21 protein-coding genes are annotated in these 18,894 nt (G+C 60.7%); 4 read left to right on the plus strand and 17 right to left on the minus strand.

Annotated features, from left to right (window positions below; all coding sequences use genetic code 11):
• Positions 1-3: 3 nt before the first annotated feature.
• The 5 genes from phnK to phnG are packed head-to-tail and all read right to left on the minus strand — an operon-like array spanning position 4 to position 3,800.
• On the minus strand, positions 4-774 hold the full coding sequence (gene phnK / locus BLQ98_RS00720) for a phosphonate C-P lyase system protein PhnK (protein WP_093731442.1): 771 nt from the start codon (positions 772-774) through the stop codon (positions 4-6).
• Entirely contained in the window at positions 771-1,640 is an 870-nt protein-coding gene (locus BLQ98_RS00725) for an alpha-D-ribose 1-methylphosphonate 5-phosphate C-P-lyase PhnJ (RefSeq protein WP_093731443.1), read from the minus strand. Before BLQ98_RS00725 ends, phnK begins: the two co-directional genes overlap by 4 nt.
• Positions 1,637-2,785 carry a carbon-phosphorus lyase complex subunit gene (locus BLQ98_RS00730; protein WP_093731444.1) on the minus strand — a complete coding sequence of 383 codons (1,149 nt, stop codon included), beginning with the start codon at positions 2,783-2,785 and terminating at the stop codon, positions 1,637-1,639. Before BLQ98_RS00730 ends, BLQ98_RS00725 begins: the two co-directional genes overlap by 4 nt.
• Positions 2,785-3,345, minus strand: coding sequence for a phosphonate C-P lyase system protein PhnH (gene phnH / locus BLQ98_RS00735; protein WP_093731445.1), 561 nt, complete (start codon positions 3,343-3,345; stop codon positions 2,785-2,787). Before phnH ends, BLQ98_RS00730 begins: the two co-directional genes overlap by 1 nt.
• Positions 3,345-3,800 carry a phosphonate C-P lyase system protein PhnG gene (gene phnG, locus BLQ98_RS00740; RefSeq protein WP_418896411.1) on the minus strand — a complete coding sequence of 152 codons (456 nt, stop codon included), beginning with the start codon at positions 3,798-3,800 and terminating at the stop codon, positions 3,345-3,347. Before phnG ends, phnH begins: the two co-directional genes overlap by 1 nt.
• 102 nt (positions 3,801-3,902) lie before the next feature.
• On the opposite strand from phnG, the gene phnF reads away from it, so the two are divergent.
• Positions 3,903-4,616 (plus strand): phosphonate metabolism transcriptional regulator PhnF, encoded by a 714-nt coding sequence (gene phnF / locus BLQ98_RS00745; protein ID WP_093731447.1) that lies wholly within the window; start codon positions 3,903-3,905, stop codon positions 4,614-4,616.
• A gap of 11 nt (positions 4,617-4,627) precedes the next feature.
• Here the strand turns inward: phnF and BLQ98_RS00750 are convergent, their stop codons facing one another.
• The 8 genes from BLQ98_RS00750 to BLQ98_RS00785 form a co-directional block, all read right to left on the minus strand.
• Positions 4,628-5,242, minus strand: coding sequence for an LbetaH domain-containing protein (locus BLQ98_RS00750; protein WP_093731448.1), 615 nt, complete (start codon positions 5,240-5,242; stop codon positions 4,628-4,630).
• Positions 5,242-6,540: a phosphonate ABC transporter, permease protein PhnE gene (phnE, locus tag BLQ98_RS00755; protein ID WP_093731449.1), complete on the minus strand. Its 1,299-nt coding sequence runs from the start codon at positions 6,538-6,540 to the stop codon at positions 5,242-5,244. Before phnE (BLQ98_RS00755) ends, BLQ98_RS00750 begins: the two co-directional genes overlap by 1 nt.
• On the minus strand, positions 6,537-7,421 hold the full coding sequence (gene phnE, locus BLQ98_RS00760; RefSeq protein ID WP_093731450.1) for a phosphonate ABC transporter, permease protein PhnE: 885 nt from the start codon (positions 7,419-7,421) through the stop codon (positions 6,537-6,539). Before phnE (BLQ98_RS00760) ends, phnE (BLQ98_RS00755) begins: the two co-directional genes overlap by 4 nt.
• Positions 7,422-7,492: 71 nt before the next feature.
• Positions 7,493-8,404, minus strand: a complete 912-nt coding sequence (gene phnD, locus BLQ98_RS00765) for a phosphonate ABC transporter substrate-binding protein (RefSeq protein WP_093731451.1) — start codon at positions 8,402-8,404, stop codon at positions 7,493-7,495.
• 70 nt (positions 8,405-8,474) lie between these two features.
• A complete protein-coding gene (gene phnC, locus BLQ98_RS00770; RefSeq protein WP_093731452.1) occupies positions 8,475-9,284 on the minus strand; it encodes a phosphonate ABC transporter ATP-binding protein in 810 nt (269 codons plus the stop codon).
• Between the two features lie 99 nt (positions 9,285-9,383).
• Positions 9,384-9,833 (minus strand): dUTP diphosphatase, encoded by a 450-nt coding sequence (dut, locus tag BLQ98_RS00775; RefSeq protein ID WP_208595999.1) that lies wholly within the window; start codon positions 9,831-9,833, stop codon positions 9,384-9,386.
• A gap of 70 nt (positions 9,834-9,903) precedes the next feature.
• Positions 9,904-11,097 (minus strand): bifunctional phosphopantothenoylcysteine decarboxylase/phosphopantothenate--cysteine ligase CoaBC, encoded by a 1,194-nt coding sequence (gene coaBC, locus BLQ98_RS00780; RefSeq protein WP_093731636.1) that lies wholly within the window; start codon positions 11,095-11,097, stop codon positions 9,904-9,906.
• 119 nt (positions 11,098-11,216) lie between these two features.
• Complete coding sequence (locus tag BLQ98_RS00785) at positions 11,217-12,104, minus strand: RNA polymerase factor sigma-32 (RefSeq protein WP_410468930.1); 888 nt, start codon at positions 12,102-12,104, stop codon at positions 11,217-11,219.
• A gap of 171 nt (positions 12,105-12,275) precedes the next feature.
• Between BLQ98_RS00785 and BLQ98_RS00790 the strand changes: the two genes are divergently transcribed.
• Positions 12,276-12,857, plus strand: a complete 582-nt coding sequence (locus tag BLQ98_RS00790) for a histidine phosphatase family protein (protein ID WP_093731454.1) — start codon at positions 12,276-12,278, stop codon at positions 12,855-12,857.
• A 123-nt stretch (positions 12,858-12,980) separates the two neighbouring features.
• Entirely contained in the window at positions 12,981-14,495 is a 1,515-nt protein-coding gene (locus BLQ98_RS00795) for a YifB family Mg chelatase-like AAA ATPase (protein WP_093731455.1), read from the plus strand.
• Here BLQ98_RS00795 and BLQ98_RS00800 read toward each other — a convergent pair.
• Genes BLQ98_RS00800 through rsmI form a run of 4 tightly spaced genes read right to left on the minus strand, consistent with a single transcriptional unit; the run spans position 14,461 to position 17,620 of the window.
• The gene (locus BLQ98_RS00800) at positions 14,461-15,378 is read right to left on the minus strand and encodes an alpha/beta hydrolase (RefSeq protein WP_093731456.1); all 918 of its coding nucleotides are present in this window, start codon (positions 15,376-15,378) and stop codon (positions 14,461-14,463) included. The genes BLQ98_RS00795 and BLQ98_RS00800 overlap by 35 nt on opposite strands.
• The gene (gshB, locus tag BLQ98_RS00805; RefSeq protein ID WP_093731457.1) at positions 15,375-16,310 is read right to left on the minus strand and encodes a glutathione synthase; all 936 of its coding nucleotides are present in this window, start codon (positions 16,308-16,310) and stop codon (positions 15,375-15,377) included. The genes BLQ98_RS00800 and gshB overlap by 4 nt, the downstream gene beginning before the upstream one ends.
• A gap of 58 nt (positions 16,311-16,368) precedes the next feature.
• Complete coding sequence (locus BLQ98_RS00810; protein WP_093731458.1) at positions 16,369-16,758, minus strand: YraN family protein; 390 nt, start codon at positions 16,756-16,758, stop codon at positions 16,369-16,371.
• Between the two features lies 1 nt (position 16,759).
• Positions 16,760-17,620 (minus strand): 16S rRNA (cytidine(1402)-2'-O)-methyltransferase, encoded by an 861-nt coding sequence (rsmI, locus tag BLQ98_RS00815; protein ID WP_093731638.1) that lies wholly within the window; start codon positions 17,618-17,620, stop codon positions 16,760-16,762.
• An 89-nt stretch (positions 17,621-17,709) separates the two neighbouring features.
• Here rsmI and BLQ98_RS00820 point away from each other — a divergent pair, with 89 nt between their 5' ends.
• Positions 17,710-18,894 (plus strand): penicillin-binding protein activator, encoded by a 1,185-nt coding sequence (locus tag BLQ98_RS00820; RefSeq protein ID WP_093731459.1) that lies wholly within the window; start codon positions 17,710-17,712, stop codon positions 18,892-18,894.

Genomic DNA, 18,894 nt, shown 5'->3' on the forward strand with positions numbered 1-18,894 from the left:
GGTTCATACCTGTAGGACAGAGGAAACAAGAAGCTGCGTATAGGCATGCTGCGGATCGTCGAGCACCTGATCGGTCAGGCCGCTCTCGATGACATGGCCGTCTTTCATCACCATCAGCCGGTCGGCGAGCAATCGCACCACAGCCAGATCGTGGGTCACGATGATGGCGCTCAGCCCCATTTCGCGCACGAGACCACGCAGCAGATCCAGCAATCGCGCCTGTACGCTGACATCCAGACCGCCGGTAGGTTCGTCCATGAATACCAACCGCGGGCCCGTCACCAGATTGCGCGCGATCTGAAGCCGTTGCTGCATCCCGCCGGAAAAGGCCGTGGGGCGGTCGTCGATCCGGTCGGCGCTGATCTCGACCCGGCCCAGCCAGTCGATCGCCTTGTCCCGGATGTCTCCGTAGTGGCGTGCGTTCACGGCCATCAGCCGTTCGCCGACATTGCCGCCCGCACTGACGTTCATGCGCAACCCGTCGCGGGCATGTTGATGAACGAATGCCCAGTCAGTGCGCGACAGCATGCGGCGTTCGGGCTCGCTCATCGTGACAGTATCGCGCAAGCCCTCAGTGCGGGTGTCAAAGCGCACCGCACCTGCGTCGGGCTGCAAATGCCCCGCCATACAGTTCAGCAAGGTCGACTTCCCCGACCCGCTTTCCCCGACGATGCCCATTACCTCGCCCGGGTAAAGATCAAAGGACACATCCGTGCACCCGATCCGCGCGCCGTACATCTTGGCGATGCCTTCCACTTGCAACAACGGGGTCATGCCGCGTCCTCCGCCAAAGGGGTGCCCTGGGCGCCACAATGCCCCGCCGCACAGCGAGTGCCGCAGTAATCCGTATCCGAACACATGAACATCCGACCGCCGGCATCATCCATGATAAGCTCGTCCAGATAGCTGTCTGTCGCGCCGCACAGATCACAGGCGTGATCTGCTTTGGTCGGCTCGAACGGGTAGTCATCAAAATCCAGACTGACGACATGGGTATAGGGCGGCACCGCATAGATACGCTGTTCACGGCCCGCGCCGAACAACTGGATACCTGCCATCTCCAGCTTTGGGTTGTCGAACTTCGGGATCGGCGACGGGTCCATGACATAGCGCCCCTCTACCTTCACCGGATAAGCATAGGCGGTGGCAATCGCACCATGCTGGCTGATGTCCTCGTAAAGTTTCACGTGCATCAATCCGTATTCTTCAAGGCTGTGCATCTTGCGGGTCTCTACCTCTGATGGCTCGAGAAACCGCAGCGGTTCGGGGATCGGCACCTGATAGACAAGGATCTGGTCCTCGCGCAGGGGCGCTTCGGGGATGCGGTGACGGGTCTGGATCACGCTGGCCTCGGTGGTGGCTTCGGTCACGGCGACACCCGCCGTTTTCTCGAAAAACCGTCTGATAGAGACTGCATTGGTGGTGTCATCGGCCCCCTGATCGATCACCTTGAACCGGTCTTCGGGCGTCAATACCGCCGCCGACACCTGTACACCGCCCGTGCCCCAGCCATAAGGCATCGGCATCTCGCGGCTGGCAAAAGGCACTTGGTAGCCCGGGATCGCCAGCCCTTTCAGGATCGCGCGGCGGATCATGCGTTTGGTCTGCTCGTCCAGATAGGCGAAGTTATAGTCGCTCATGACGCCACCCCTTCTTTCATTTTGCCTGTTAAACTCCCCCCGGAGGGGCCCTTCCCTTCGGCTTGTTCCCCCGCCTGCGACCCTGCCTGCGCCTCCCGGCGTAGCTTGCGGATCAGCTCCAGTTCGGATTGGAAATCGACGTAGTGGGGCAGTTTGATATGCTCCAGAAACCCCGTCGCCTGAATATTGTCGGCGTGGTACAGCACGAATTCCTCGTCCTGCGCGGGTGCGCCCAGATTATCCTCGCCCAACTCCTTCCAGCGCAGCGCGCGGTCGACCAGCGCCATTGATATCGCCTTGCGTTCAGCCATCCCAAAGACCAGCCCATAGCCCCGCGTGAACTGTGGCGGCTCCGTCTTAGAGCCGGTGAACTGATTGACCGTCTCGCATTCGGTCAGGGTGATTTCGCCGATGTCGATGGCAAAGCCCAATTCGGGTATGTCCATCTCTACGGCCACGGCACCGATGCGCAGCTCTGCCACAAAGGCGTGGTTGCGTGCGTAGCCCCGTTGGGTGGAGTAAGCCATGCCAAGGATAAACCCCTCATCCCCCCGCGTTAGAGCCTGCAATCGCAAGGCACGGCTGGCCGGAAGCTCCAGCGGGCTGCGGGTCAGATCGTCAGGTTTCTCTGCTCCTGCGGGTTCCGACTGGATCAGATCCTCGCGGTCAAGGAACCCCATGATATGAGGCGTTTCACCTGCATTAGGCTCTGTTTGCGGCATCTCTGCGACCTCGCCATCGGCGGCGAGTTTGAAGTCCAGCAGACGGTGGGTATAGTCGAATGTCGGCCCCAGAACCTGCCCGCCCGGTGCGTCCTTGAACGTGGCCGAGACACGGCGGTCACACGCCATCGCAGCGGTGTCCACCGGATTAGAGCCGCCAAAACGGGGTAGCGTGGTGCGGTAGGCCCGGATCAGAAAGATTGCCTCGATCAAATCACCACGCGATTGTTTGATCGCCAGCGCGGCAAGGTCGGGATCATAAAGCGACCCTTCCGCCATCACGCGATTGACGGCCAGCGTCATCTGTTCGCGGATCTGATCGACGCCCAGTTCCGCCACATCGCGATCACCGCGCCGTTCCTCGGCCAGCCACGCATGAGCGTGGTCGATGGCGCGTTCGCCCCCTTTGACTGCAACATACATCAGCGAACCCTCGTCGTGCGTGGCAGCGCAGCAAGCCGGTCTGCGCAAGTAAAAATGAAATCCAGCCCCAGTGGGAACAGCATGGCATTCGCTTGAAAAGCAGCGCAGTCCGGCAGCGACAGGCTAGCGGTATCCTTGATGCCCGGCCCGCTCAGGGTCGCACCATGGGAGGACAGCTCGGGCATTTCGACGATCAGCGTTGCTGACCTATCGGGGTATTCTGCGGTGCCGATGGCGAACTTTGCGAGAGGCAGATCATCCCAGCCCCCCACGGCGAACATCGCCTTATCGGCAGGCGCAAAAGGCGCGCCGGTTTGAAAGGTAATCCAGTCGCGCACATCTTGCGTATCACAGGCCGCCCCCAGATAGATCGGCGTATCGGGATCACACAGCGTCAGGATCGCGGTACCTGCTGCCACGCTAAGCGGCGCGGGCGCGGTGGCACCTGATACGTCACAAATCGTGCCGGGGCGGGCCATGGCGGTCATCAGCCCGCGAAAGGCGCGGGCGGCGTCGATTGGGGCGTTGGTAAAGCCGCCCTCCAAAGCATGGGCCTGCATCAGTCTTCCCCTCGTACCATTGTAAAGAAATCAACCTTGGTCGCCGCCGCCTTGGCCGCGCGGGTGGCCTTGGCCGTGTCACGCGCCTTGCGCAGGGGGGCAAGTATCGCGGCCTCTACCTGCGTCGCTGCTTCGGTTTGCATCAGTGCGTCAATCAGCGCTGTCTGCAGCGCGTGGTCCTTGCTGCGGCCCTGCACATAGCCGTGACCGACCGTACCGCAGCCCAGTTTGACCGAGGCGCGGGTGACGGACATTTCGCCAAGGTTAAACGCGGCACCCACGGCTCCTGCCCGCCCGCGCACCATCACGCCGCCAATCTCTGGCGCGCGCAAAATACTGTGATCGGGGTGGGTGTCATAGGCGGTCCACAGGCGTGCGATCTCGGCTGCGGGGGATTTAGCGAGCAGCCCCAACCACGACTTACGAGGCGCGTTGGGGTCGATTTCTGAGTTCATCATATTCATCTAGACACCTTTTCGAGTTGTCTATACAACTAGACAAATAATAGCCGCCGCGCGGACCAGCGCCAAGCCCTCCTTTTGCGAAATATTTGTGACATGCCCGAACGCACCCCGATCTGGACCGCCATCGCCCATAGTCTGCGCAGTGATATTGGCGCTGGCGTCTATGGCCCTGATGACAAGCTGCCGACCGAAAGCGCGCTGGCCGCGCGGTTCGGGGTGAACCGGCACACGGTGCGGCACGCGATAAAGGCGCTGACCGACGAGGGGCTGGTCCTGCCGCGGCGCGGTGCGGGGGTGTTCGTGACCTCTACCCCTACCGATTACCCCATTGGCCGCCGCGTCCGTTTTCACCAAAACCTCACCGCACAGGGGCGCATTCCGGGCAAGGAGTTCCTGACGCTGGAAACCCGCACCGCACGGCCCGAGGAAAGCAGCGCGCTTGCCTTGGCCGAGAACGCCCAGGTGCAGGTCTGCGAGGGGCTTTCCTTTGCTGATGATCAGGTGATCGCGCTGTTTCGCAGCGTCTTCTCTGCCGCGCGCTTCCCCGACATGCTGGCGCATCTTGAACAGGCGCAATCGGTGACGGCGGCGCTGCGACTGGGGGGGGTGACGGACTACACCCGTGCCTCGACCCGCATCAATGCCAAGCTCGCCAGCGCCACCCAAGCCTTGCATCTGCGCGTGACTGAGGGCGCGCCGATCTTACGCACGATCAACCTGAACGTGGATGATCAAGGCCAACCGCTGGAATACGGGCGCACGTGGTTTGCGGGGGACAAAGTGACCCTAACACTGGCAGATTCCTGAGGCGGCCGGCGTTATTCGTACCGTTCCAGAAACGCCTCTGCTGAAAGCGATCGGAAGTCCCCAAGCGCGCGGTGCAGCGCGTCGTGGGACCAGTCCCACCATGCCAGTGCCATCATGCGGTCGGCGATACTTGGGCTGAACCGCGCGCGCAGCGGCACTGCAGGGATGCCCGCTACGATCATATAAGGGGCGACGTCCTTGGTCACGATCGCCCCGCCCGCCACAACGGCCCCGTGGCCGATCGTTACCTCTGGCCGGACCTGTGCGCCGTTGCCCAGCCACGTGTCGTGTCCAAGGGTGACGCGCCGCCCACGACGGTGCGCGAACCAAGCGTCATCGTCAGTCGCATCGTCAAAGTAGTCGCCTGCACGGTAGTGAAAGTGATGCAGGCTGGCTTTCTCCATCGGGTGGTCTGTGGCCCCGATCCGCACATAGGCCGCGATGTTTGCAAACTTGCCCACGGTGGTGTTGGCAATGTCGGCGTAGCGGTCGCAGTAGCTATAGTCACCAAACTGGCTGTGCGCGATACGCGACCCGCGTCCAGCCTCTGTGTAGGCTCCGAATGTCGCATCTTTGATCTCGCAGTCGGGGTGCATGTAGGGGGTGTCAGCAGTAAGACGCGGCATCAGTGACCACCCTCGTCGCCATTGATCAGCTTGCGGCGCAGCCAGCCCGAAAAGCTGTCCATCGCCATGACCATCAGCACGATCAGCACGATGTAGTAGGTCACCTCTTCCCAGTCCTTCTGGGTGGCAATCGCCTGGGTCAGCAGCAAACCGATGCCGCCACCGGTGATCGCCCCGATGATCGTCGCGGACCGCGTATTGGATTCAAGGAAATACAGGATCTGGCTCAGCAGCACCGGCACGATTTGCGGGATCACCCCAAAGCGATAGCGTTGCAGCGGTTTCGCCCCGGTGGAGGTGATGCCTTCGATCTGTTTGCCGTCCACATTCTCAAGCGCTTCCGAGAACATCTTGCCGAAGGACCCCGTGTCGGTCAGCAGGATCGCCAGTGCCCCCGTCAGCGGCCCCGGCCCAAAGGCCCGCGATAAGACGATGGTCCAGATCAGCCCGTCAACCCCGCGCAGAAAGTCGAACATGCGCCGTGCAGCAAAGCGCAAGGACCGCAGCGGGGTAAAGTTCTTGGCGGCCAGAAACCCCAGCGGCAAAGCGATGATCGCTGCGCCAAACGTGCCAAGGAATGCCATCAACAACGTCTCGTACAACGCCCAAGCCACATCGCCATGACGCCACATGCGGTTGGTCCAGAAATCGTGGAAAATCGCGCCTGCTTCGCCGCTGACCGCGCGCCCCAGCAGTGCAACAGGGCCAAGCCCGTGATAGGGGCTATCGAGCGTGAAAAAGAACAGCTCCCAGCCGTAGTTGTACTTGAACACCTCGGTCCGGTTGCGGGTGATCGTCAGGCGCCCTGCATCCGTGTTAATCATCACACGGTTCTTGGATGCGCTGATATAGTCGGGGATATCGCCGGGCGGGAATGTCGCCTGAACGCCGCGCTGTCCCGGTTCGGCCACCACGGTACCATAGCCCGGGATGTCATAGGTCACTTGCGGGCCGAAGGTCACGATATGCCCGCCCCCCAGATCAGCAACGGGGCGATCCCCCAGCGTAACCCAGTCAGGGGCCGTACCGGTTTCATATGCGCCCTTACGCTCGCCTTCGATTGCGATGGAAAACGCGCCGTCACGGTTGTCCTGCGTGACATGGGTTTTGTAGCTATAGGTATCAGACACCAGCGTGCGGGCGTTGCCGACGTTGATCCGATCCCCCAGCCCCGCAATATCAAAGGCAAAGAAGATATAGACGAAATAGGCCAGCGCAATCAGGGGCAGCGCCAAAGCGGTCATCCGCTTGCGCGAGAAGTGCACCATCGTCTGGGCGTGAAGGGCGGTCGCGGTCATAGGGTCACCTTTGCACTCGGCAGTCCGTGGGTCAGACGGTTACGGAAAACGGAAGAAAGCTGATCGACGATCACAATCGTCAGGAACAGCAAAAGGAAGATGGCGGCAGCCTCGTCGAACTTGCCCTGCCCCCAGCTCATGGTGTTGCGCAGGTCGTAGCCGATGCCCCCTGCCCCGACGAAGCCAAGGATCGCAGAGGCGCGGATGTTGATCTCGAACCGCAGCAGAGCATAGCTGACGTAGTTCGGGGCCACTTGCGGGATTACCCCCAGCCACATGCGCTGGCTCCAGCTGGCCCCGACAGAGGCAAGACCTTCTACCGGTTTGAGAGAGGCGTTTTCATTCACCTCGGAAAAGAGCTTACCCAACGCACCGATGGTATGCAGCGCAATGGCAATCATCGCGGGCACTGGCCCGCCGCCCAGCATAAAGATCAACACCAGCGCGATGACGATCTCGGGGACGGCGCGCAACAGGTCCAGCACGCGGCGCAAGGGACCGACCAGCCACGGCAGAGGGGCAAGCCCGCGCGTGACCATCAGCGACAGAAACAGACCGATCATTGCGCCTAGCAGGGTCGACGCCGCGGCAATATTCACCGTCTCGATCAACGAAGGCAGGTATTTCGCCATATATCCGGGTAAAAGGTGCCCGCGCTCAATCGCTTCGGCGATCACGTCAGCGGGGAAATCGAGAACGTTCGGCAGCCCGTCCCAGAACCCGCCTGCATTGCGGTCGCCCGCGGTATTAAAGCCGCCCACCAGCAGTGCCACAAAAAGGATCAACAGCACCAGATTCATCCAGCGCTTCGATCTGGCCAGCGCCAGATAGCTGTCCTGAATCCCTGCTCGGTCGGGGTTGGTATGCGATGTCGCAGTCATGGGAAGCCTTTACGTAAAAATGCTGACCCCGATGAGGATCGGAGCCAGCGACAGTGCTTAAATTACTTTAATCAATTCGATTTTGCCTTGCGTGCCTCGATGATCGACACATAGGCGTCATGGGTGATCGGATCGAAACCAAGGCTGTCCCCTGCGGCAACGCCATAGGTACAGTCGGGATCGGTTTCATACAGGGTGTCCACCAGCGTGGTCATCTTGTCTTTGACGTCCTGCGGCAGATCACTGCGCAAAACGACGGGGCCTTCAGGGATCGGCTTAGAGCGCCAGATTTCCACCAGATCGTTCATATCAACCAGCCCCGAATCCACCGCTTTGCGCAGCGCCCCCGAGTTATAGCCGTCTTCCCAGTTGCCCTGACCGTCGGCCCAGGTCACCCCTGCGTCGATGTCGCCATTGTTGACCGCAACGATTGTCTGCTCGTGACCGCCGGTGAATTTGACCTCCCCAAAGTAGCCACCGGACTCCATGGTGATCCCTTCGCCCATCTGCGGGATCTCGATCGACGGGATCAGATAGCCTGAGGTCGAGTTCGGATCGCCAAAGCCAAAGACCTTGCCCTTGACGCCTTCGAGCTTGGTGATGCCGCTGTCGGCGCGGGCAAACCCGATGGAGTGGTAGCCATAAGACCCGTCCAGGTTCATTTTAACCAGTACAGGCTCAACCGCTTCGGGGTCTTGCAGATACACCGCCGCATAGCCCGAAGCGCCCAGCCACGCCATGTCCAGCGTGCCGCCCAGCAGACCCTGAATAACGCCGTTATAGTCGGCAGGGGCGAAAATCTTGGTCGGCACACCCAATGCATCTTCGGTCATGACGCGCATACATTCGTTAGAATTCATCCGGTCTTGGGCGTTCTCCCCGCCCAGAATACCGATACGGAATTCAGAGATGGCTTCGGCCTGCGCAGCCGCACCCGTCGCAAGGGTTGTCGTCGCCAGAGCAGCAGCAAGTAACTTGTTCATCGGTCGTCTCTCTTCTTTTGTAGATAGGCCCCCAAGGAACGGAGGCAGGGGTGATAGAAAAAACGAAGGGCTATAGCGCCGCCGCCACCTTGGGGCGGGGCTCAAGCGTTTCGATCTGGGTCGATGTCGTTGCTTCGGAAAAGCTGGCATCGGCACCGTAAATGTCGCGCGCCACACCGGTGGTCAGCTGCGCAGGCGTGCCGTCAAACACGATCCGCCCCTGCCGCATGCCGATGACGCGGTCGCAATAGCGGCGGGCTGTATCCAGCGTGTGCAGGTTCGCGATCACCATGCGCCCGTCCTGTTCGTGGATGTCGCGCAGCGCCTGCATCACCAGCTGCGCATTCATCGGATCAAGCGAGGCGATGGGTTCATCCGCGAGGATAATCGTCGGGTCCTGCATAAGCGCGCGCGCAATGGCGACACGTTGCTGCTGCCCGCCCGATAGGGCCTCGGCACGTTTGGGCGCGTGTTCAGCGATGCCCAGACGATCAAGGATATCAATGGCGTGGACAATGTCGTCTTGGGGAAAGATGTTGAACATCGTCGACAGTGTAGACCGGCGGTTTAACGTGCCGTGCAGCACGTTCGACACCACATCCAGCCGGGGCACCAGATTGAACTGCTGAAAGATCATTGCGCAGTGGGATTGCCAGTCACGCTTCTCTGATCCGCGCAGCTTGGTGATGTCGCGCCCGTTCACCAGTATCTCGCCCGAGCTGGCGGGGGTCAGACAGTTCATCATCCGCAGCAGCGTCGATTTACCGGCACCGGAACTGCCGATGATGCCGATCATCATCGGACGGTCGACGGAAAAGCTCGCTGCGTGAACGGCTGTATTCGCGCCAAATGTTTTCGTGACGGCTTGAAGCTGAAGCATTCGGTTCCCCTTTTTTCGGGAAACCTACGGCTGCATTAAGTCACATTCATTTCAGCTATGTTAAAGTTTCGCGACAGCGCAACCCTTTGCGATCAGACCCTATTTCAGCCCCGTAGAGCCGAATCCCCCGCCGCCCCGTGTCGTGTCCGACAAGGCGTCCACCTCGACACAGTCGTATTGCTGGACCTGTGCAATAACGGCCTGGGCGATCCGGTCACCGTGCCGCATCACGAAAGGCGCATCCCCCACATAGTACAGCCCGACCATCACCACGCCGCGATAGTCTTCGTCCACGGTCCCTGGCGCGTTGGGGATTAAAAACCCGTGCTTTAACGCAAGACCGGACCGCGGCCTGATCTGCATCTCGGTCCCGCGGGGCAGCTCCACCGAAAACCCTATAGAGATCAGGCTGATCTGCCCTTTGACAAATGTTAACGGGCCATCCGGCAGGAATGCGCGCAGGTCCATCCCCGCAGCCCCCGCCGTGGCATAAGCCGGAAGCGGCAGGTCATCATTGCCGCTGACACGTTTGAATTTAATCTCCGCCATCATTCGCTCCGCGACGCCCGCTCGGACGTTTTCCAAATGGTTCAAAATCCTCGCCGAAGGCAAGAAAACTCTAGCTTAACGCGTCTGCAATGCGTGCCGCCAACTGCTGCGCCACCTGATCCTTGCCCATGCGCGGCCAGCTTTCGGCACCCGCGTCCGAAATCAGGGTCACGGCGTTTTCTGCCCCGCCCATAATCCCCGTGGCTGGCGACACATCATTGGCGACAATCCAGTCACAGCCCTTGCGCAAACGTTTGGCGGTGGCGTTTTCCACCACATCATTGGTCTCGGCGGCAAAGCCCACGACCAGCTGCGGACGCCGTGCGCCTGCTGCGCTGACAGTCTTGAGAATATCAGGATTTTCCGCAAAGCTCAGCACCGGCAAGCCGTCTTTCGACTTTTTCAACTTTCGGTCGCTGGCGCTAGCCATACGCCAATCGGCCACAGCTGCCGCAAACACGCCGGCGTCGACGGGCAATGCCGCCTCTACCGCCTCTTGCATCTGCTGTGCCGTTTGCACCCGGATCACCTCTACCCCGTCGGGGGGGGGCACATCGGCGGGACCGGTGACAAAGATCACATCTGCTCCCAAAGCAGCCAGCGCGCGGGCAATCGCCGTGCCCTGCGCCCCTGACGACCGGTTCGCGATATAGCGCACAGGATCAATGGGTTCATGCGTCGGGCCAGAGGTCACCAGAATACGCCGGCCCTTCAGCGGGCCATCCGCCAGCTTCGCCTCTATTGCCGCAACTATTTCAAGCGGTTCGGACATACGGCCCGGGCCGAATTCCCCGCAGGCCATATCACCGTCGTTGGGCCCGACGACGCTGATGCCATCGCCGCGCAAAACCGCAAGGTTGCGCTGCGTTGCAGGGTGATCCCACATGCGCACATTCATTGCTGGCGCGACCAACACCGGCGTATCCGTCGCCAACAATAAGGTAGAGGCCAGATCATTCGCTGCACCCGTCGCCATCTTGGCCATCAGATCAGCCGTGGCAGGGGCGACAACAACCAGATCAGCGACGCGGCTCAGCTGGATATGCCCCATCTCTGCCTCGTCACCCAGATCGAATAGGTCACGATACAGCTTTTGCCCCGCCAGCGCAGAGACAGACAAGGGTGTCACGAACTCCTCGCCCGCGCGGGTTAAAACAGGGGTGACAACAGCACCGCGCTCACGCAGACGGCGGATCAGATCAAGGGATTTGAAGGCGGCAATACCGCCCCCGATTATAAGCAGAATATGTTTGCCAGCCAGCATGATCGCCCCCATCGTCGGTGTTTGGCCAGACAATAGGGGGGCGGGTCATTTTGCGCCAGCCCGTTCCTGCGCAATGCGGCGCGGAAGACAGGCCAGTGCTACCGGTACAGACCGCCGGATCACATCAGGAAATGGCGCACCTCGGACGATTGCGTTTCAAGCGTCTTGCGCATCTTACCAAATGCAGCAGCCTCAAGCTGGCGTACACGCTCTTTTGACAGGCTCAGCTCTGCGCCAAGGCTTTCCAATGTGCGGGGCTGGTCACGCAATTTGCGTTCGCGCACGATAAACTGCTCGCGTTCGTTCAGCGCCTGCATCGCCGAGAACAACCAATTGCGCAGCGTCAATGTGTCGTGACTATCCTCGACCCGTTCGGCAGCTTGCGCGCTATCATCGACCAGCGCATCGATCCATTCGCGGCCCTCGTCCTCGGCAGATTGCGTCGCATTCAAAGAAAAGTCCGATCCCGACAGGCGGCCTTCCATCATCTCGACGTCATGCATCGGCACGCCAATCTCGGTAGAGATCATCTGCCGCAGCTGGTGGCGATCCAATGTCTCGCCCGCGGCCTGAGCTTCACGCTCCAACCGCGCCTGGACACGACGCATATTGAAAAACAGGGATTTTTGCGAGGACGTCGACCCGGTACGGACCATCGACCAATTGCGCATGACGTGATCTTGAATGCTCGCCTTGATCCACCAAACGGCATAGGTGGAAAAGCGTACCCCGCGATCAGGATCAAACTTGTCGGCGGCTTTCATCAGGCCCAGTCCGGCCTCTTGAACAAGATCGTTCATCGATGCGCCATAGCGCTTGAATTTACCCGCCATCGAAATAGCTAAGCGCATGTAGGCCGTGATCAGCCGATGCAGTGCTTGCTCATCACGCTGGTCACGCCAAGCATATGCGAGCCTCAGTTCTGTCTCCGCATCCAAAAGCTCTGCTTTCATTGCGGTGCGGGTCAAAGAAAAGTCACGTGATTGCGCAAGCGTCATGATGTCCATCCCTACAAACTAGGCACATGTCCTTGCGCCTTTTCATGTAAACGCGGAAAACCGCCAGTTGGTTCACGTGGATTCGAAAAAGAATTGGCTTTTCGTCCGCTGCCCGCTTTGACTTTGGCGCAGCAACGCTAAATAAATTGCAAACCACCCGCGGCAAAAGGCGCTTTGATCATGACAATTTGGCATTGGGTGCGCCACGGCCCGACTCACGAAAAAAACTTTGTCGGCTGGCGCGATGTCCCTGCTGATCTGTCCGATCACGCATTGATCGCTCGGCTGAACGCCCATCTGCCACAGTCCTCGGTTTTGATCTCCTCCGATCTGATCCGTGCCTCTGCCACGGCCGATACGCTCGCCTCGGACAGCCGAATGCGCCTGCCGCACGATCCTGACCTACGCGAGCTTGATTTCGGGCTGTGGGACGGTAAGCACGCCCGCGATGTGTCACAAAGCCATCCGGAGCTCAGCCGCGCCTACTGGACCACCCCTGGCGATATTGCGGCCCCCGAAGGCGAAAGCTGGAACGACGCGGCCCACCGCATCAACGCAGCCGTTGACCGGATCACCCAAGCCCACCCGAACACGCACATCATCGCTGTGGCGCATTTCGGCGTGATATTGACCCAAGTCCAACGCGCGCTTGGCGTCGATGCCCATGCCGCGATGGCGCATAAGATCGACAACCTCTCTGTCACTGATATTCACATCACGCCACGCGGCTGGGACATTGGCACCATCAACTATCAGGTCTGACGGTCACCCGCGCCCTGCTTCATTTTGCCAAATAAACTCAAATCCTCCGGTTTCCACATCCGTTAACGCTTCTTAAACACCCCCGCCCTACCCCTGAAGGCACGACAGGACAGCAGGGGAACAATGGTCGCACGGGCATATACGGTCGCATTCCAAGGCATCGACGCGCGCATCGTCGAGGTGCAATGCGCGCTGTCCGCCGGAATGCCGGCCTTTTCGATTGTGGGCCTGCCCGACAAAGCGGTGTCAGAAGCACGCGAAAGGGTGCGCGCCGCCCTTGGCGCGATGGCGATTGCCTTGCCCAGCAAACGGATTACAATCAATCTCAGCCCTGCCGACCTCCCCAAAGAGGGCAGCCATTTCGACCTTCCCATTGCGCTGGCGTTGTTGGGGGCGATCGATATCCTCCCGCATGATGTCATCCAAAGTACCGTTGCTCTAGGCGAACTGTCACTGGACGGCAGCCTGATCCCCGTGATCGGCGCGCTGCCCGCTGCGATGGCAGCTGCGGAAAACGGGCGCAGCCTGCTCTGCCCCGCCGCCTCCGGGGCCGAAGCCGCTTGGGTGGGCAATGCACAGGTGATCGCGGCCCCGAGCCTCGGCGCAGTCGTGCGTCACTTTACCGGACAGTCCCCCCTCCCCGCAGCTACGCCGGGCGAGGTGACACAAAGCCCCAGCCGTCACGACCTGCGCGACGTCAAAGGTCAGGAACGCGCCAAACGTGCGCTTGAGATTGCGGCAGCGGGGCGGCATCATCTGATGTTCGTCGGCACCCCCGGATCGGGCAAATCCATGTTGGCGGCACGGTTGCCCTCGATCCTGCCTGCGCTCACCCCGCAAGAGGCGCTTAGCACCTCTATGATCCATTCGCTGGCGGGGCTGATGGACGATGGGGGCATCTCGCGCGTGCGGCCCTTTCGCGAACCGCATCACACAGCGTCTATGGCGGCGATTATCGGCGGTGGTCGTCTCGCCAAACCCGGAGAGGTCAGTCTGGCGCATAATGGCGTGTTGTTTATGGACGAATTCCCCGAATTCCCCCGCACCGTGCTGGAAACTCTGCGCCAACCGGTTGAGACGGGTGAGGTCATGATCGCCCGTGCGAATGCGCATGTGAAATACCCGTGCAAATTCATGCTCGTGGCCGCAGCCAACCCCTGCAAATGCGGCTACCTCAGCGATCCGTCCCGCGCCTGCAGCAAGGCCCCCGCTTGTGGTGAGGATTACATGAGCCGCGTTTCCGGCCCCCTCCGCGACCGGTTTGACCTGCGCATTGATGTACCCCCTGTGGGGTATACGGACCTGGACCTGCCGCCCAGTGCCGAAGGATCGGCCCACGTGGCCCAGCGTGTCCTTGCCGCACGATGTCGCCAGCACGACCGGTTTGCGGGACATCCCACCGCAACTTTAAACGCCGATGCCGAAGGGGGGCTGCTTGAACAGATTGCCACACCTGACACCGAGGCCCGCGCCCTGCTGTCGCGCGCGGCAGAGCGGTTTCATCTATCGGCCCGAGGGTATCACAGGGTCTTGCGCGTCGCGCGCACCATCGCGGATCTAGAAGGGGTCACTGACGTCCGTAAACCGCATCTTGCCGAAGCGCTCAGCTTTCGTCTGCCGTCGATGGCACTTGCTTGATCCACTGTGTCAGCGCATCCAGCGTAGTACGCGCCTCTGGCAAAAAGTTGTGAAAAATTGGCCAGACATGGGGAAGATCATGTTCCTCCACCAGCGTCACGTTGACGTTTTGATCCTGTAGATACGTCGACATGCGCCGCGCATCATCCCGCAGGATTTCGGTCGAGCCGACTGTGATCCAGACTGGCGGCGCACCGCGATAATCGGCGCGCAGCGGGCTCACTGCAGGGTCGCTCGGGTTTGCCCCCGCCAGATACATCTCTGCCATAAGACCGGCCTGCGCCGCCGGCAAAACGGCCTCTCGCGCAGCATTCTCGCGAAAGCTGACCCCCTCGTGCAGGAAATCTGTCAGTGGTGAAAACACAAACAGCGCACGCGGCAATGGACCTGCGTCAGCGCATAAACGGCTTAGCAGATTGAACGCCAGCGCGCCCCCTGCGCTGTCGCCGCCGAGGATAATATTGTGCGCAGCCACGCCGCTGTCCAGCACCGCCTGATAAGCCGCGGCAACATCTTGGATCGCGGCGGGAAAGGGTGCTTCGGGGGCAAGACGATAATAGGGCAACACCGCCGCCGCGCCAAGCCGCTGCGCCAATGCGCCCAGCATGGCACTGTGGGTATCGGGGCTGCCAAAGATAAAACCACCGCCGTGGATGTAGAAGATGACCAGATCGGATCGCGTCTGTGCCGGGGACACCCGCAGAACCTCGCCCGCGCCGGTCAAACGGCTGCGCGTGATCTTCGTGCGGCGCGGTGCCCGGAACAGCAGCCGCGCGGTTCTGGCGAAATCACGCCGGATCTTGTGAACGTCGCGCGTCCGCGCCAACTTGCGCTTCTCTACCAAACGCAAATAGCCGTTCAGCAGAGGGCGCAGCAGGCTCATGCGCGTTTGCGCTCGATTGCCTCCCAGATTTTACCGGCGATGTTGGTGCCGTCGAACCGTTCAAGCTCTTGGATACCGGTGGGGGAGGTCACGTTGATCTCTGTCAGATAGTCACCGATCACATCGATGCCGACAAAAATCTGACCCTTTTCACGCAGCAACGGCCCGATTGCGGCGCAGATTTCCAGGTCGCGCTCTGTCAGGCCCACCTTTTCAGGACGCCCCCCCACATGCATGTTTGACCGTGTTTCACCCTCTGCCGGGACACGGTTGATCGCGCCCACGGGTTCACCATCGACAAGGATCACGCGTTTATCGCCCTTGGACACGGCAGGCAGGAATTTCTGCACAATCAACGGCTCGCGCGAGAAACCGCTGAACAGTTCATGCAGTGAGCCCAGATTGCGGTCATTCGCATCCAGCCGGAAGACACCCGCACCGCCATTGCCATACAGCGGCTTGAGGATGACGTCTTTGTGCTTGGCTTTGAATGCTTTGATCGTGTTCAGATCGCGGGCGATGGTCGTGGGCGGGGTGAGCTGCGGGAAATCCAGCACCAGTAGTTTTTCGGGATAGTTGCGCACCCAGAACGGGTCATTCACCACCAGCGTTGTGTCTTTGAGACGGTCCAGCAAATGCGTAGAGGTGATGTAGTGCATGTCGAAGGGCGGATCTTGGCGCAGCCAGACCACGTCGAAATCTGCCAGATCGACTTCGCGCTCGGGACCCAGCGTGGCATGGTCACCTTGCACACGCTGTACGGTCAGGTCATGGCCCCGCGCCGTGATGCGCCCCTCTTGATAGGCGAGATGGTCGGGGGTGTAGTAGAAAAGCGTATGCCCGCGGGCCTGCGCCTCCTCTGCGAGACGAAAGCTGCTGTCCGCGTTAATGTTCACGTCCCCGATCGGGTCCATCTGAAAGGCGATTTTCATAAGGGGTCTCCCTGTTGTTCCTTTCTAGATGGCGCAGCAGGGCGTGGGGTGCAATGGGTCAGTCGTGCCCGAAGGCGTTTTCAAGGATGCGCAGGTCACCGGTTTGATCGACCAAAGCCACGTCGAACCGTACGTCCGTCAGCGCGCCTTTGGGTTCGCCGCCGATGAATTCTTCGGCAGAGCGATAGATACGGCGCATCTGTTTCCGGTTCAAACGCTGCAGGGCGCTGTCGTGGCTTTTGCTTTTCTTGACCTCGACAAAAATGATCCCGTCCCCGTCGCGCAGGATCAGATCAATTTCACCTGCCTTACCGCGCCAGCGTTCGTGGGCCAGTGCAAAACCGCGCCGACGATAATCCTGCGCGACCTGAAGCTCGGCCGCGCGTCCTGCGTGATAGGAAACAGCCCCCTGAACAGATTTTGCCAGTGTCGCCAGTGTTTCGGTCATCCTACGTATCTTTCCCCAATTCCAACGCCGCCTGGTACACCTGACGGCGCGGCACGTCGTATGCCTGCGCCACCATATCGACGGCATCGCGCATCGAATTTGTTTCCAATGCGTTCGCAAGGTCAGAGGTTAGATCACTTTCACTAACAGACGGTAAACGCCCGCGATCAATCAGCACCACGATTTCGCCTTTTGGGGATTTGCCGCTGTAGCGCTCGGTCAGCTCATCAAGGGTACCGCGCTGAATTTCTTCGAATTTCTTGGTCAGCTCGCGGCATACAGCAGCGGGCCGTTCCCCGCCAAGCGCTTGTGCCGCGTCACGCAGCATAGCCCCGACGCGTTTGGGTGATTCGTAGAATACCAGCGTGCCTTGCACCTCTTTCAGCTTTTGCAGTGCCGTCAGCCGTGCCCCTTTCGCACTCGGCAGGAAGCCCGCAAAAAAGAACGCGTCAGTCGGCAGACCCGCCAATGCGAGCGCCGTCAGCACTGCCGAAGGGCCCGGCGCGCAGGTCAGCATCACGCCCGCCTCGCCGGCGGCACGCGACAGTTCGAACCCCGGATCAGCGATCAGCGGCATCCCAGCTTCTGAGGCGTAGGCGACAGATTGCCCATCGCGTATCGCGGCCACGAGCTTGTCCTGCACGCCGTTGCCAGAGTGGTCATGCAACGCCATGATCCTGCGGCCGTTCAACGGGACTCCGTGGATATCCATCAACTTACGCAGGCTGCGCGTATCCTCCGCGGCCAGCACATCCGCCGAGGCCAACACGTCCAGCGCCCGCAAAGTGATGTCGCGGGCGGTACCAATGGGCACCCCGACAAAATAAAGCCCCGCTGCAAGGGGAATCTTTTGGTAATTCAAGCTGGACCCGCCTTTCGCACTCTCTATGATCGGTGCATATGTGCCCGGGGCCATTGCCGCCGACCTGCCACCAATGGAGTGACACTGTTATGATCGCTGTTTTCAACATCCTTCGCAAGCCACTGAGGCTTTTGATTCTTCCCCTTATCGCTTTAGCGCTTGCCGCGTGCGAGCCCGTGGGGATGACAAATCTGAACGGGGTCAAAGGCCCCAAAGTGGACACCACCAAACCTATTCCGGTGGCCCTGCTGATCCCGCGGGGCGGATCGGCGGCAGATAATCTGCTGGCGCAAGAGCTTGAGAACGCCGCCCGTCTGGCAATTCGTGATTTGGCCGGCGTGCAAATCGATCTTCGGGTCTATGGCACGGGCGGTAATGCGGCCACCGAAGGCACCACAGCCGCGCAGGCCGTGACGGATGGCGCGCAGATTATTCTGGGCCCGCTTTACGGTGAGGCCGCGAATGCCGCAGGCAACGCGGTTGCGGCACAGGGTGTGAACGTCCTGTCGTTCTCGAATAACCCCAGCATCGCGGGCGGTAACGTCTTTGTACTGGGCCAAAACTTTAACGATACATCAAACCGGCTGGTGCGGTATGCCAAGACCAACGGCAAGGACCGCATCCTCGTGCTGCATGGTCAGGACCTTGCAGGCCAGCTGGGCCGTGATGCGATCCTCAAGGCGATCGCCGCAAATGGGGCGACCTCTGCCGGTACTGTCGATTACGCCCTTAGCCAGACCGCTGTGACTGCTGCCGTACCCCGTGTAAAAGCGGCCATTGATACCAACGGTGCTAATGCGATCTTCCTCACGACATCCTCGGCCAGCGCGCTGCCCCTATTTGCCGAATTGCTGCCCGAAGCCGGCATCAACGGTGCCACCACGCAGTACATCGGCCTGACACGCTGGGACATCCCTCCGCAAACACTCGCGTTGCCGGGTGTTCAAGGCGGCTGGTTCGCCCTGCCTGACCCTGGTGCCACAAGCGCCTTTACGCAACGCTACAAAGCGGCCTATGGCGATACACCTAGCCCGGTTGCAGGGCTTGCCTTTGACGGGATCGCAGCCGTAGGGGCCTTGGCGAAATCCGGCAAATCCGACGCACTGTCGGCGCGCCGTCTAACGCAAGGTGCGGGCTTCCGTGGGGCCAACGGCGTGTTCCGTCTGATGTCCGATGGCACCGCTGAACGCGGTCTCGCCGTCGCCACGATCCGCGACAAGCGCGTCGTCATCGTCAGCCCCGCGCCCCAAGCCTTTGGCGGGGCCGGTTTCTAA

Origin of the sequence: Sulfitobacter litoralis, from assembly GCF_900103185.1 — a bacterium.
Lineage (GTDB): Bacteria > Pseudomonadota > Alphaproteobacteria > Rhodobacterales > Rhodobacteraceae > Sulfitobacter > Sulfitobacter litoralis.

Coding starts and splice junctions, on each gene's coding strand:
- phnK (WP_093731442.1), bottom strand. CDS start 774: ATGACCCCGTTGTTGCAAGTGGAAGGCATCGCCAAGATGTACGGCGCG.
- BLQ98_RS00725 (WP_093731443.1), bottom strand. CDS start 1,640: ATGAGCGACTATAACTTCGCCTATCTGGACGAGCAGACCAAACGCATG.
- BLQ98_RS00730 (WP_093731444.1), bottom strand. CDS start 2,785: ATGTATGTTGCAGTCAAAGGGGGCGAACGCGCCATCGACCACGCTCAT.
- phnH (WP_093731445.1), bottom strand. CDS start 3,345: ATGCAGGCCCATGCTTTGGAGGGCGGCTTTACCAACGCCCCAATCGAC.
- phnG (WP_418896411.1), bottom strand. CDS start 3,800: ATGAACTCAGAAATCGACCCCAACGCGCCTCGTAAGTCGTGGTTGGGG.
- phnF (WP_093731447.1), top strand. CDS start 3,903: ATGCCCGAACGCACCCCGATCTGGACCGCCATCGCCCATAGTCTGCGC.
- BLQ98_RS00750 (WP_093731448.1), bottom strand. CDS start 5,242: ATGCCGCGTCTTACTGCTGACACCCCCTACATGCACCCCGACTGCGAG.
- phnE (WP_093731449.1), bottom strand. CDS start 6,540: ATGACCGCGACCGCCCTTCACGCCCAGACGATGGTGCACTTCTCGCGC.
- phnE (WP_093731450.1), bottom strand. CDS start 7,421: ATGACTGCGACATCGCATACCAACCCCGACCGAGCAGGGATTCAGGAC.
- phnD (WP_093731451.1), bottom strand. CDS start 8,404: ATGAACAAGTTACTTGCTGCTGCTCTGGCGACGACAACCCTTGCGACG.
- phnC (WP_093731452.1), bottom strand. CDS start 9,284: ATGCTTCAGCTTCAAGCCGTCACGAAAACATTTGGCGCGAATACAGCC.
- dut (WP_208595999.1), bottom strand. CDS start 9,833: ATGGCGGAGATTAAATTCAAACGTGTCAGCGGCAATGATGACCTGCCG.
- coaBC (WP_093731636.1), bottom strand. CDS start 11,097: ATGCTGGCTGGCAAACATATTCTGCTTATAATCGGGGGCGGTATTGCC.
- BLQ98_RS00785 (WP_410468930.1), bottom strand. CDS start 12,104: ATGGACATCATGACGCTTGCGCAATCACGTGACTTTTCTTTGACCCGC.
- BLQ98_RS00790 (WP_093731454.1), top strand. CDS start 12,276: ATGACAATTTGGCATTGGGTGCGCCACGGCCCGACTCACGAAAAAAAC.
- BLQ98_RS00795 (WP_093731455.1), top strand. CDS start 12,981: ATGGTCGCACGGGCATATACGGTCGCATTCCAAGGCATCGACGCGCGC.
- BLQ98_RS00800 (WP_093731456.1), bottom strand. CDS start 15,378: ATGAGCCTGCTGCGCCCTCTGCTGAACGGCTATTTGCGTTTGGTAGAG.
- gshB (WP_093731457.1), bottom strand. CDS start 16,310: ATGAAAATCGCCTTTCAGATGGACCCGATCGGGGACGTGAACATTAAC.
- BLQ98_RS00810 (WP_093731458.1), bottom strand. CDS start 16,758: ATGACCGAAACACTGGCGACACTGGCAAAATCTGTTCAGGGGGCTGTT.
- BLQ98_RS00820 (WP_093731459.1), top strand. CDS start 17,710: ATGATCGCTGTTTTCAACATCCTTCGCAAGCCACTGAGGCTTTTGATT.